This window comes from Leptospira montravelensis, assembly GCF_004770045.1.
Taxonomy (GTDB): Bacteria; Spirochaetota; Leptospiria; order Leptospirales; family Leptospiraceae; genus Leptospira_A; species Leptospira_A montravelensis.
The window spans coordinates 145,808-158,732 of record NZ_RQFO01000009.1 but is presented as its reverse complement, the minus strand read 5'-3'; the positions used below and the strand labels follow the sequence as shown (position 1 = coordinate 158,732).

Sequence of the window (12,925 nt, the reverse complement as noted above, 5' to 3'; positions counted from 1 at the left end):
ACTCATGTGATGTTAGGATTTATTTACTTCCAATGATGGAAATATAATCTTCAGCCCATTTTTTATAAGGCACACATTTTCTTCCACCGGAACAATCTTCTTTTGGTGTTCTCCAGAAAGAGATTTTTTCAAAGTTGTTGAATCCGTTTACGGCACAACCTGTGTCTCCAAGGAGAGCATTCCCTTTACAAGCAGAAGGAACGGAAGGAACTGATCCAAACCAAGAAGCAAGGTCACCTTGTACTTTTGGAGAAAGTGAATGTTCTAACCATTTGTAAGCACAGTTTACGTGTTTTGAATCTTTATGAAGCATAGTGCTGTCTGCCCAACCAGTGGCTCCTTCTTGTGGAACTACAGAAGCTACAGGTTGTTTTTCACTCACAAGAAGATTTACTTGGAATGGCCATGTAGAAGAGGCAACAAGTCCTTCTTTTTTAAAGTCATCCACTTGCACCATAGCATCATGCCAATACTTTGGAACGAGTTGTCTTTGTTTTTTTAATAGTTCAATGACAGCGTTGTATTGTTTTTCATCCAACTCATAAGGATCTTGGATTCCCAGTTCTGGTTTAGCTTGTTTTAAATACAAAGCAGCATCCGCAATATAGATTGGACCATCAAACGCTTGTACACGACCTTTGTTTGATTTTCCATCAGGAAGAACTTGTTCTTCGAAAACAACATTCCAACTAGTTGGCGCTTTTTTAAAAACTTTAGTGTTGTACATAAGAACGTTTGGACCCCATTGGTAAGGAACACCGAAATGTTTTCCTTCCACAGTATGCCAAGGAGCATTTTGCAAACGAGAATCTACATTTTTCCAACTAGGAATAAGATCCGTATTGATTTCTTGAACCTTTCCACCCGCAACCAAACGAAGTGATGCATCACCAGATGCAGTGACAAGATCAAATCCACCTTCGTTCATGAGAGCTACCATCTCATCAGATGTAGCAGCAGTTTTTACATTTACCTTACAGCCAGAACTTTTTTCAAATTCAGTGACCCAGTCATATCCTTTGTCTGTTTCACCACGTTCAATGTACCCCGGCCAAGCAACGATGGAAACTTCTCCTTCGCCTTGTCCGATTTCGGAAACCTTAGTTTCTTTTTTGCCGCAGGCAACCGCAAATGCGATTGAAAGGACTGCAACAGAAAATATCACTCGTTTGTATGAATCGAATTTCATAAACCTATGTGCTCCTGGTTTTACTTATGTCAGGGATTAGATACCAAAAATCCAAAATTAAGCAACCACTTCCTAGGTTTTCAAAAAAAAGGTAGGAATTTTTAGGAGCTGGGATTTCGATGAAAGCACAGGTTTGGTATGAAATACATCAAAGACAAAGACCTTTTCCGACAAGAAAACTTCATAGGCGGGATCTGGTGCCCTGCAGAAAACAAAAAAGAAATTTTAGTACATAACCCCGCAAGCGGTGAAGTGATAGGGAACATTCCTCATTCCCAAGAAAAAGATACAGAGAACGCGATTCGTTCTGCCAAAGAAGCACTTAAAGATTGGAAAACCCGGCCCGCAAAAGAAAGAGCAGGAATTTTACGCAAATGGTTCCAACTTTTGATGGACAACCAAGAAGATCTTGCCCTCATCATGACACAAGAACAAGGGAAGCCACTAACAGAAGCTAGGGGAGAAATTGCTTATGCGGCATCTTATATTGAATGGTTCGGTGAAGAAGCAAAACGCTCGTACGGTGACATCATTCCATCTCACAGAAAAGATACAAGGATTCTTGTTTTAAAGGAACCGATTGGAGTGGTGGGAACCATTACTCCTTGGAATTTTCCAGCAGCCATGCTTGCCAGAAAAGTCGCACCGGCATTGGCCGCAGGTTGTACTGTTGTTTCTAAACCAGCCGAACTCACACCCTATTCTGCGCTAGCAATGGCAGTTCTTGCCGAAAGAGCAGGATTACCTAAAGGCGTATGGAACGTGTTAGTTGGTGATCCAATTGCCATTGGAAAAACCATTTTAGAAAGTAAAGAGGTTCGCAAACTCAGTTTTACTGGTTCTACAAAAACGGGGATTTATTTAATGGAAAAATCTGCCGCTACCTTAAAAAAACTTTCCCTCGAATTGGGTGGTAATGCTCCCTTTATTGTTTTTGAAGATGCAGACTTGGATGAAGCAGTGAAAGGTGCTATGTTATCCAAATATAGAAACACAGGACAAACTTGTGTTTGTGTAAATCGTTTCCTGGTTCAATCTTCTGTAGCCGAAACTTTTGCTAAAAAACTTGCTGAGAAAGCTAAGGAACTTGTGGTTGCGAATGGAATGGAACCAAATGCACAACAAGGCCCACTCATCAACGATGCGGCTGTAGAAAAAGTAAAATCCCATATAACTGATGCCATTTCAAAAGGCGCAAAAGTTTTAACAGGTGGGAAAGAACACAGTCTCGGTGGGAATTTTTTTGAACCTACTGTGCTTTATCCGGTAAATTCCTCTATGGTTGTGACAAAAGAAGAAACCTTTGGCCCAGTTTCTTGTATCCAAACCTTCCAAACTGAAGAAGAAGCCATCCAATTAGCAAATGACACTGACTTTGGTCTCGCTTCCTATTTGTATACAAAGGATATGGCACGCATTTTTAGAGTCGCCGAACAACTAGAATACGGAATGGTGGGAATTAACGAAGGGTTAATTTCTTCAGAACAAGTTCCTTTTGGCGGAGTCAAATTTTCAGGAATGGGACGCGAAGGTTCTAAATACGGACTCGATGATTATACAGTAACCAAATATCTCTGCCTCGGAGGAATCATATGACGGGCAATCAAAAACAAACCAACCAAACTCTATGGGAAAGAAGACTCGCAAACGTTCCGAGAGGTGTTACAACCGCCTATCCAGTGTTTGCCGAAAAAGCAAAAAATGCAGAAATTTGGGATGTCGAAGGAAAAAGGTTCATTGACTTTGGGGGTGGAATTGGAGTCCAAAACACAGGCCACTGCCATCCAAAGGTCCTTGCTGCTATCCACAAACAAGTGGACCAAGTGCTTCACACCGCTTTCCAAATCATGCCTTACGAACCTTATATCGTTCTCGCTGAAAAACTCAATGCCAAAGCGCCCATTGAGGGAAGTGCCAAAACCATTCTTTTTTCTTCTGGAGCTGAGGCTTTAGAAAATGCAGTGAAAATTGCAAGAGCAGCCACTGGACGACCTGGAATCATTAGTTTTCTCGGCGGGTTTCATGGAAGAACCATGATGGCCCTTGCCCTGACAGGGAAAGTGGTTCCTTACAAAAAAGGTTTTGGACCTTTTGCAAGCGATGTGTATCACATTCCTTTTCCTATGGAATACCACGGTGTCACAGAAGATGATTCTATCAAAGCACTAAACAATTTGTTTAAAGCAGACATTGATCCAACTCGTGTGGCCGCCATCGTCATTGAACCCGTGCAAGGTGAAGGTGGATTTTATATTGCTTCTCCGAGTTTCTTAAAAAAACTGAGGGCCATTTGTGATGAACATGGAATCCTTCTCATCGCTGATGAAGTTCAATCGGGGTTTGCTAGAACAGGAAAACTTTTTGCGATCGAACATTCCGGTATCAAACCAGATCTCATCACTACTGCAAAATCACTGGCAGCGGGGATGCCACTTTCTGCAGTGATCGGTAAAACTTCGATTATGGATGCTGTGGAACCTGGTGGACTTGGCGGGACTTATGCGGGAAACCCGGTGGCTTGTGCCGCTGGAATTGCTGTAATGGATCTGATCGAAGAAGAAGGAATTTTAGAGAAGTCAGTCAAACTCGGGAAACTATTAGTCGCTGAACTAAATGAAATCAAAAAATCCTATCCTCATATTGGCGAAATACGCGGGTTAGGTGCAATGGTTGCATTCGAACTGGTAGAAAACGGAGATGCAGGCAAACCTTCTGCCGATTTGGCAAAAAAATTAACGGCAAAAGCTTTAGAACATGGACTTGTTTTACTCTCGTGTGGTGTGTATGGAAACGTCATCAGAATTCTTGTACCGATCACCGCAGAAGAATCTGTGGTCAAAGAAGGTTTAAGTATCATAACAAAATCACTAAAGGAAATCTAAAACTTACATGAAAGAATATAAACTTTGGATTGATGGGAAATGGACAAACACAAATGGCGGAAAACTTATGGACATCGAAGATCCAGCCACAGGCAAAAAAATTGCCAAAGTAATTGATGCGAGTGTGGCCGATGTTGACAAGGCGGCCAAAGCCGCTCACAAAGCTTTTTATGATGGAAGATGGTCTGGGCTCACCCCAGGAGAACGCTCCAAAGCCATTTGGAAACTTGCCGATCTTTTAGAAGAAAAAACCAAAGAGTTTGCAAAAGCGGAATCTCTCAATGCAGGAAAACCTTATAAAAATCTGAGTTTGGCGGGAGACATACCGTTTGCCGTAGATAACATTCGTTTTTTTGCAACAGCGGCTCGCGATGTTCATGGAAGTCGTGCCAATGAATACCAACCAGGATACACTTCTATCCTGCGCCGGGAACCCGTTGGTGTGGTGGGACAAATTGCTCCTTGGAACTACCCGCTCCTTATGGCTGTTTGGAAATTTGGACCCGCACTTGCCGCAGGTTGTACCATCATTTTAAAACCAGCACCAGGAACACCGATCACCTCTCTTATGTTAGCCGAGCTAACTAAAAAAGCAGGAATCCCTGATGGAGTCATCAATATTGTCACGGGTGGAAATGCCACAGGCCAAGCCATTGTTGACCACCCACTTGTCAGAATGGTTTCTCTCACTGGTTCCACTGGAACCGGAAAAAACATTATGAAGTCGGCTTCCGATTCCTTAAAACGAGTGCATTTAGAACTCGGAGGAAAAGCTCCACTTCTTGTTTTTGATGATGTCGATATCAATCTATTTGCCGCCAAAGCAGCGTTTGGTGCCACTTGCAATTCAGGCCAAGACTGCACTGCCGCTACACGGATTCTAGTTCCCAAATCCTTACAGAAAAAAATCACTGATGCCGTTGTCGATGCGATGAAAGCGGTAAACGTAGGTGATCCTTTTAATGACAAAACGGAAATGGGCCCACTTATCTCTGCCATCCACCGCGAACGAGTTCTCGGATTTATGGACAGAGCAAAAAAACAAGGGGCAAAAATTCTGACTGGTGGAACTATACCCAAAGGATTAGACAATGGATACTTTTTTGCACCCACTGTCATCACTGATGTCAAACAAAACTTCGATGTAGTACAAAACGAAATCTTTGGCCCAGTTCTTACCATACAAACTTATGAAAATGAAGAAGAAGGAATCAAATTGGCAAACGATGTCAATTACGGATTAGCTTCTTCCATTTGGACAAAAGATGTAGCACGCGCTATGCGAGTTGCCAAACGATTGGAATTTGGTACTGTCTGGGTAAATGATCACCTTCCACTGGCTTCAGAAACACCTCATGGAGGTTTCAAACAATCAGGATTTGGAAAAGATCTCTCTATCGAATCAGTTGGCGATTATTTAATCACTAAACATGTGATGGTAGGAGGAGTTTAATTTCTCTATCCAAGTAGGAACAGTCGGATGTCTAAGGGGCTATGGCATCCGAAAAAAATCCGATTGTTTCCTTTTTTGAATGGTTGGCACCCAGGTTTCATCTCTTAGATGATTTGGACAAACCAGGCACTATCGAATCAGTCCAAAAAGGTGCAGAACTGAAAGGTTCAAACCTTTGGACGTTAATCTTTGCCATTTTTATTGCAAGTATCGGTCTTAACGTCAATTCCACAGCTGTGATCATTGGGGCAATGCTTGTATCCCCACTAATGGGACCAATCGTTGGAATTGGCTTTGCGGCTGCCACAAACGACTTTGACAATTTAAAAAAATTCCTTCGCACACTCTCGGTGGCAACGATGGTAAGTATTGCAACTTCCTTTATTTACTTTTCCCTATCACCAATTAACGAAGCACAGTCGGAACTTCTCGCAAGAACCTCTCCCACAATTTATGATGCTCTTATTGCCATATTTGGTGGTGCTACAGGAATCATTGCCAATACGAGAAAAGAAAAAGGTACTGCTATTGCTGGAGTTGCCATTGCCACTGCCCTTATGCCTCCTCTCTGCACCGCAGGGTACGGATTGTCACAAGGGAACTGGACCTACTTTTTTGGAGCAACATATCTTTTTTTAATCAATTCTATATTTATCGCCATCACTACTTTTATTTTTGTTCGTTATATGGAATTTCCAAAGGTTAGTTGGGGACTATACAAGGAGAAAGAACGAAAAGTTAAAATTTATCTGGGATTGTTTACGTTAATTCTAATACTTCCATCCATCTTTACTGCATACCAAATTGTTAGGTCATCCTATTTTAAAGGGAAGGCTAATGAGTTCATTCGTAACGAAATTTTATTAGAAAACCGTCGTATTTTGGAAAAAGAAATTAATTACCAAAAAATACCAACAATTGAGCTAACCATCATTGGTCCCAAAATCGACGAAAACAAAGAAAAAGAGCTACAATCTAGATTGAAATATTATAATATAGAAAATACAAAACTCATATTACACCAAGATCTTTCCTCATCCAATATAGATAATTTAAAATACGAAATTCTTTCCGAAATCTACAAATCCAATACAAACTACACTCAAAACAACACAGAGATGATTGCAAAAGAGATCCAAGTATTTTTCCCAAATCTTATTTCGGCAAGTTTTACAAAAACAAAAAAGTTTGATATGAACCAGAACATTTATGTGGATACAAATATCTTTGATTCTGAATGGACAAAACTCCCATCAGAAAATGACAAAAGGAAATTAGAACTTTATATCCAAGTCCGTACGGGAGAGAAACAAATCGAATTGATTACAAGAGAAATGCGTTTAAACTAAGGCGGCTTGTTTTAAAAAATCTTTAAAGGTATCGATGTCTTTTGTAAAAAACACAGGTTTCGGTGCCTTTATATCTTTCAATAGAAACACTATCCCTTGGTTGTGAAGAACCACTTGGTCCAATTCATCGGGAGTGTAGGTATAAGTTACATTTCCTGAATGAAACAAAAATTTTCCATTCTCTTCGCGTAAACTTCCAGATCCAATTCGTTTGAAGTTTTTTAGGCCATCTTCCATAGAATCAATGTCTGATGATTCTTCACCAAAGGTAAGTTTACCGGAATAATCCAAAAACAAAGTGCCTTCGATTTGAAACCTACTTTCTTTGGGTGCAGGAGGTTCTTCTTCTAAATTTCCATCTTCTGTTGGCAACAATACTTCCGATTTTTGAACCACGGATGGTGTCACTTCCTCTGGTAATGAATAGGAAATATGGCGGTCATCGGATATGGCTCGTTCCTTTCGGATTCTTTCATCCAATTGCGGCGAAACGGACGGGCTTTGTGGCATTCGGTAAGCGCCAGGACTTTGCGGTTTTCTCTGCGGGTAGGGAACCGGTTTCGATTTTTGCGGGGAAAGGGCTACGTATAAAAAACATAGGACACCCACAAGAATCATAGCAAAGGCTGCAAACAACATACTACCTATATTATCTTGCCAAACGGCGATTCCCTTGATTACATTTTTTCTTTACAAGGGTTTCGGAAACGGAAACGCTTCCTTTATGTTCGAAGATGAACCCTCTACCCTCAAAGAAAAAATCTATCGTGTGATTATTGCCCTCTTTTTATTTATTTTGGTAGGAACCCTTATCATTACCTTTTTGCCTGGGGATGCAGAACAAAGCCTTGTGGGCGCCATAACAGGCCAAAATTCAACAAAAGCAGGTACCATTGCGGGAAGAAGCATCCCGGTGGACTACTTCAATGCAGCCAAACGTGATTGTTACTACCGATACCAACAGTATGGTCGGGAAACGGCACAAAATCCTGAGTTACTCAATTCATGTGCTTATTCCACAGTTAGGGAAATCTACATAGCAAACGATATTGCGGCAGCCGTTGGTTTCCAAGTTTCGGAAATTAGCATCAAACGCGAGATGTCTAGGCAAGCAAGGGAAGTTCATAAAGAATCAGTTTCCCAAGCAGGGTATGGTGAAGAAGATTCTCGTTCTTTAACAGAAATTTACCAACAAATTTATCGATCGGCACCTATGAACTACCGTATCGATTCTGCCACTGGATACGCTTTATACCCTAACTTTTTAGACCAACCTCTCACTCCTTCGGAAAATGAGGCAGAGTTAGAAGATGAAGCCAAAAGAGCAAAAATTTCTTTCCGCATCGTAGCTGTATCCGAGGTCAATTTACTCAATGCAGTAGAAGCAAAAATCAATATTTCTGATGCAGAACTTATGAAAGAGTATGAGAAAGAAAAAAAAGAAGGCGCTCTCGCAAAGGATCCTTCTGGAAACGTTGTTAGCTTCGAATCAAGAAAACCACTTTTACTTTCCAAACTAAAATTTGATCGCAAAAGAAAGGAAGTTGAAGCTTGGAAAGGTCGAATAGCCATCAAAGTTTCCGAGCCCAATGCCTTGGAAGCTATTGCCCAGGAGACTCTCCAACCCATAGAGACCGTATCGAATGTTTCCTTATCTGATTTAAAACTTGTTACTTCCAATCGTGGCAATAGCTACCGTTTGGCGAACTCTGCCAAATTTTGGGAAACTCTGGCCAATGATCCGTTTAGCAAAAAAACGGTAGTCGGCCCCTTCTCTGACAACGATAAACAGGTTTATGTGGAATTTGGGGCTTTAACCTACGGACAAACCACAGCCAAAAAACCGGCGGACCAAGCTACAGATTTTTTGAAACAAAGGCAACTTCTTAGCTTTTTTCTTGAAATAAACCAGTCCTTAGCAGCAGAATACAACGTAGAGAAAAAAGGCCTTCTCTCTTTAGAATAAATGCAAATTAAAGCCGACTTCATAAACCCTTTCCTGGAAGCAGCCACCATCGTTTTTCGCGATGTGTTACAACAGGATCTCATCCGAGGAAAAATCGGAATCAAGGATTCCCCTGCACCTAGCCATGAAATTGCGATCATTATCGGTGTGGTGGGATCTTTTAGCGGCGAAGTGGTTTATAGTATGAACCTCGATGCTGCTTACAAAGTTTCAAGAAAACTTGTACCTGGCCTTTCCGATGAAGACGTAAAAAATGAATACAAAGACATACTTGGTGAGATTGCCAACATGACTACTGGTAATGCTATGAACATTTTTACATCTGCTGGTCAATCTGTAGAAATTACTACACCTAACATCCAAGAGACGAATAGTACTTCGGTTCGGTTTAACAAAAAACCAACGCTTTCTATCAACTTATACTCTAAGTTTGGACGAATTGAAGTAAATGTGGCAATCGCATAATCGCTAATTCTTAAATCGAAGAACCTAAAACCCGCATTCTTTCGCGGGTTTCTTTTTTAAAATCATATCCTGGAACCAATGTTTTTCCCTCTGTTCCATTCATATAGAGTTGGTAGTATTTTAATGACCGTTCCAAATCCCTTTCTTCCCAACTGCTCTCATAAATTTTTCCTAAATAATAATGAGAGGGAAGATACTCTGCCGATTCTTTAAAATTTTTGATGATACTTACCAATTGATGTGCAGCAGAACGAAATTCCTTTTTACGAATGAGAAGGATCGCCATCGCATAATGCGATCTAGGTGTAAGGTCAGGATGTTTAGGAAAATCAGTCACAAGTTTTAAATATTCTTTATATGCCTTTTCTTCTGCATCTGGGTTTCCAATTCGATCCAATGAACGTGCCAATTCAAATTGTGTTTTAATTTTGAGATCAGGATCTTCTTGTTTTTCAACAAGGTTAATTGAATCTTTTTCTTTTCCATCTAACCCAAATAAATTCGTGTTTTCCACACGAGATAGTTTTGCTGCATCACCTTCCTTTCCATATGAATCAGCAAACTCGGATTCGGCGGACTTCTTTTGACCTCTGGTTAAATAGGCTTTTCCTTTTTGAAAAGAAGCCTGCGAAGGATCGACAACTTCCTTCTTTTTTTTCTTTTTATCGGTTGGTTTTGCTTTAGTTATAACAGTTGCTTGGTTTTCTTGCGTTGCGGTCTTGGAAGGTAATGATTCTGCACTATTGTTTTGATTGGAAAGATTGTTTATAGATTTAGACTGAGTTCCCTGTGCCGGGTTCATCATTGATGTTGTGTTCAGAGAATTCTTTGTTTGACTTTCCTTTGTTTCATTACCTCCGTCTTTGGTCCATGTTTCTGGAAACGGTAAAAACAATTCTGCTGATTCAGCAGAAAGTCCGGAAACCAAATTTAAGAAAACAAAACAAAGGAATAAGGAAGGCAATAATACATACTTAGAATTCAAAAACAAATCCTTCATCGTAAATTTTTTGGAATTCGTTCTAAACTTCTAGGTTTCCCAAGACCTTCGTTAAATTCAGGTGGTTTGGGTAATTTTAAAGTTTCCAAATTTTTCTCTTCGTTTTTTGCCTTCACTTTCTTTTCCAATTCGGAAACTCTGTCTAACATCCTTTGCATACGAAGGTCTGATTCAGAATCGGAATCAGAACCCGATTTTGTATCTTCTTTTGGAACAGCTGGTTGGATATCAATGGGTGCTGGAATCAAACCATCACCTGACGGAGTGTAAATGGGTGGAACCGAAGTATCTTCTGTTTTTCTATTTCTAAAGTCGTATTCTTTACCTAAAAAATCTTGTTCTTCAGGAATTGTATCGTGTGTATATCCATTGGATTCCCTTTCACTGATAAAATCAAATTGCATCCTACGATTGGATTCGTATTTTAAATCTTCAGGATCGGACATACGAACATCTTTTCTTTTTCGATTGTAGTCTCTTTCAATCTCAGTTAAAAACAAACTTCTAGTATCTTGGGCCAGTTGCATCCCTTGCGGTTTAGCATTTTCCCAACCGTTGGTCCAACCTACATAAATGGCCATGATGAGAAAAAATACAAATAACGAAATGGCTATTTTTTTGAGTAGGTCTTGGACTTGGGATGGGATTTTGTCCACGAGTCCATCGACAGCACCCATCATTTTTTGGGTGTCTACATTGACTTTGGGTATGTTTATATTTTTAATATCCACTGGTTACTCTTCCGAAATTTTAAAGACTACCCTTCGGTTGGTCCCACGACCCTCTTCGGTCTGATTGTCAGCAATTGGTGTCGAAGGACCAAATCCCACCACAGCAATACGTGTTTCTTCTATTTTATGTTTAGACTTTAAATAATTAGCAACTGAATTTGCTCTTTCCAGAGACAACTTTTGGTTGGCAGTTTTGGTTCCCACATTGTCTGTGTGACCCTCAATGAGGATCTTCAAATTCGCCGATTTTCGTAAAATTCCTGCCAATCTGTCTAGTTCCGGCTCGGATTCTTTGGTAAGTTCAGCGGATCGAAAAGCAAAGAACAAATTGTTCATCACAATTTGGTTTCCTTTTTTTAACTTAGGAAGGACAAGAAGAACCGTTTTTTCTTTGTCCTCTTTCTCTTTTCCCACCAAATTAAGGTTTTGTGAAACTGGAAGGTAACCTTCTTTCTCTCCATAAAACCCATAGTTCTCCTCATACGGCAGAATGATGCTAAACTCACCTGTATTTGGATCACTCACAGTGGAACCTATGGATTTTTTTCTGGTTAAAGATTCATACTGCACAAAGGCAGAAAGTGGCTTCCCTTCTTCATCCACCACTTTTCCTTTGATCACCACCACAGGATCAGGTTGGAAATGATTGGGAATGGCCGCCATGTACAATTCACCTTCTCTAGATACATATGCCCAATTCCCCACGGCAGGGATGCTGAAAAAGTTAACACCTCTTAGGTTAGCGGACAATTCTTGTGGCTCAGACCAAGCTGTCAAAGAATCATTCAATCTTCTGGTGATAAATATAGAAATCCCTTCCTTTCTTCCGGAAGAAGAGAAATATAATGTTTTGTCATCGGGAGCAAGGAAAGGTGCCATTTCTTCTTCCACGGTGTTTAAAGTGTTTCCTAAGTTAATTCCTTCTTCAAAAACACCAGATTCATTTTGTAAACTAACATATAAATCTAACTTACCAAAATTTTTTTTCTGTTGAGCCGAATAAAGTAAAGTACGTCCACTTGTGGCCAATGCAGATCCACCAAACACTTGTTGATTGGGATTGTCTGCTTTTCTGTACCAATTATAAAAACTAGGGAAGTTTATTGGAGTTGGCATAGACCAACCTGATTCTGTTTTATGTGTTTTGTATAAAGGGGCTCGGTTTTGGATTTTTTCTGTCCGCTCTTTGAATTCTGATTCTAACTTTGTCAAAACGAGATGAAACTCTTTAGGGTTTTGAGCTTCCCTAGAGGCAATTTGAGATTTATACATCATCTCTCGTTTTAAGTTGTCCAACATCTCCTCTTCACCAAAATTACCAAATACAAATAGTTCATTCCCACCAGGGAGAGCCGAAATGACAGCAGATGGAAATTTATTGTTCAATGGAGTGGGAAGCTGTTCTCCTTGCATCCAAAACCCATATTGGTCTCGTTTGGCGGCCCAAATTTTTTGGGTGGATCTACCGCCTTCACGAACAAGAGCGGTCCAAAATAAAATTTTTCCATCCGGTGTACACTGCGGATTAAAAGAAAAAAGTCCACCTGTCACATACCGTGGGATTTTTTTTAAGGTCCAGTCTGGTGTTTTGCCAGATTCGAAGGGTTCCATCTCATATCGTATGGGATTACAAGTTTCTGCTTGCACATCGCATAACATCCGTATCTTTTTCCCGGCTAAGTATGCTAATTCCTCTTGTAAAACACCACTACTAATTCGGAAAACCTGTTTGTCTGTTCGGAGGAGGTGGCCAGTATTTAAAAGATCCCCCTCCAAAACCTGGATTCCATTTTTTACACTTTGTGAGCTAGTGAGCCCGTTCCCGAAAAAGAGGAGAATGATGATGAGAATCCGTGCCATACCATACGAAATGTCGGTTGAAACCTCCGA

Annotated in this window: 11 protein-coding genes; 6 read left to right on the top strand and 5 right to left on the bottom strand. The window is 40.4% G+C overall.

Annotated elements, in window-relative coordinates:
• Window positions 1-19: 19 nt before the first annotated feature.
• Window positions 20-1,189: an ABC transporter substrate-binding protein gene (locus EHQ31_RS07280; protein ID WP_135574806.1), complete on the bottom strand. Its 1,170-nt coding sequence runs from the start codon at window positions 1,187-1,189 to the stop codon at window positions 20-22.
• Between the two features lie 138 nt (window positions 1,190-1,327).
• Here EHQ31_RS07280 and EHQ31_RS07275 point away from each other — a divergent pair, with 138 nt between their 5' ends.
• The 4 genes from EHQ31_RS07275 to EHQ31_RS07260 are packed head-to-tail and all read left to right on the top strand — an operon-like array spanning window position 1,328 to window position 6,873.
• On the top strand, window positions 1,328-2,785 hold the full coding sequence (locus tag EHQ31_RS07275; protein WP_135574807.1) for an NAD-dependent succinate-semialdehyde dehydrogenase: 1,458 nt from the start codon (window positions 1,328-1,330) through the stop codon (window positions 2,783-2,785).
• Window positions 2,782-4,071 carry a 4-aminobutyrate--2-oxoglutarate transaminase gene (gabT, locus tag EHQ31_RS07270; protein ID WP_135574808.1) on the top strand — a complete coding sequence of 430 codons (1,290 nt, stop codon included), beginning with the start codon at window positions 2,782-2,784 and terminating at the stop codon, window positions 4,069-4,071. The genes EHQ31_RS07275 and gabT overlap by 4 nt, the downstream gene beginning before the upstream one ends.
• A 7-nt stretch (window positions 4,072-4,078) precedes the next feature.
• The gene (locus tag EHQ31_RS07265; RefSeq protein ID WP_135574809.1) at window positions 4,079-5,524 is read left to right on the top strand and encodes a gamma-aminobutyraldehyde dehydrogenase; all 1,446 of its coding nucleotides are present in this window, start codon (window positions 4,079-4,081) and stop codon (window positions 5,522-5,524) included.
• A gap of 41 nt (window positions 5,525-5,565) precedes the next feature.
• Window positions 5,566-6,873, top strand: a complete 1,308-nt coding sequence (locus tag EHQ31_RS07260; protein ID WP_135574810.1) for a DUF389 domain-containing protein — start codon at window positions 5,566-5,568, stop codon at window positions 6,871-6,873.
• On the opposite strand, the gene EHQ31_RS07255 is transcribed toward EHQ31_RS07260, so the two are convergent.
• Complete coding sequence (locus EHQ31_RS07255; RefSeq protein WP_135574811.1) at window positions 6,865-7,512, bottom strand: LIC_11490 family protein; 648 nt, start codon at window positions 7,510-7,512, stop codon at window positions 6,865-6,867. The genes EHQ31_RS07260 and EHQ31_RS07255 overlap by 9 nt on opposite strands.
• An 85-nt stretch (window positions 7,513-7,597) precedes the next feature.
• On the opposite strand from EHQ31_RS07255, the gene EHQ31_RS07250 reads away from it, so the two are divergent.
• Both EHQ31_RS07250 and EHQ31_RS07245 read left to right on the top strand, forming a co-directional pair.
• Window positions 7,598-8,839 (top strand): hypothetical protein, encoded by a 1,242-nt coding sequence (locus EHQ31_RS07250; protein WP_135574812.1) that lies wholly within the window; start codon window positions 7,598-7,600, stop codon window positions 8,837-8,839.
• A complete protein-coding gene (locus EHQ31_RS07245; protein ID WP_135574813.1) occupies window positions 8,840-9,304 on the top strand; it encodes a chemotaxis protein CheX in 465 nt (154 codons plus the stop codon).
• Between the two features lie 10 nt (window positions 9,305-9,314).
• Here EHQ31_RS07245 and EHQ31_RS07240 read toward each other — a convergent pair whose 3' ends face one another.
• The 3 genes from EHQ31_RS07240 to EHQ31_RS07230 are packed head-to-tail and all read right to left on the bottom strand — an operon-like array spanning window position 9,315 to window position 12,895.
• Complete coding sequence (locus tag EHQ31_RS07240; protein WP_420844109.1) at window positions 9,315-10,289, bottom strand: tetratricopeptide repeat protein; 975 nt, start codon at window positions 10,287-10,289, stop codon at window positions 9,315-9,317.
• Window positions 10,290-10,300: 11 nt separating this feature from the next.
• Window positions 10,301-11,035, bottom strand: coding sequence for an LIC_11485 family protein (locus EHQ31_RS07235; RefSeq protein ID WP_135574815.1), 735 nt, complete (start codon window positions 11,033-11,035; stop codon window positions 10,301-10,303).
• Window positions 11,036-11,038: 3 nt separating this feature from the next.
• On the bottom strand, window positions 11,039-12,895 hold the full coding sequence (locus tag EHQ31_RS07230) for an OmpA family protein (protein WP_135574816.1): 1,857 nt from the start codon (window positions 12,893-12,895) through the stop codon (window positions 11,039-11,041).
• Window positions 12,896-12,925: the final 30 nt, after the last annotated feature.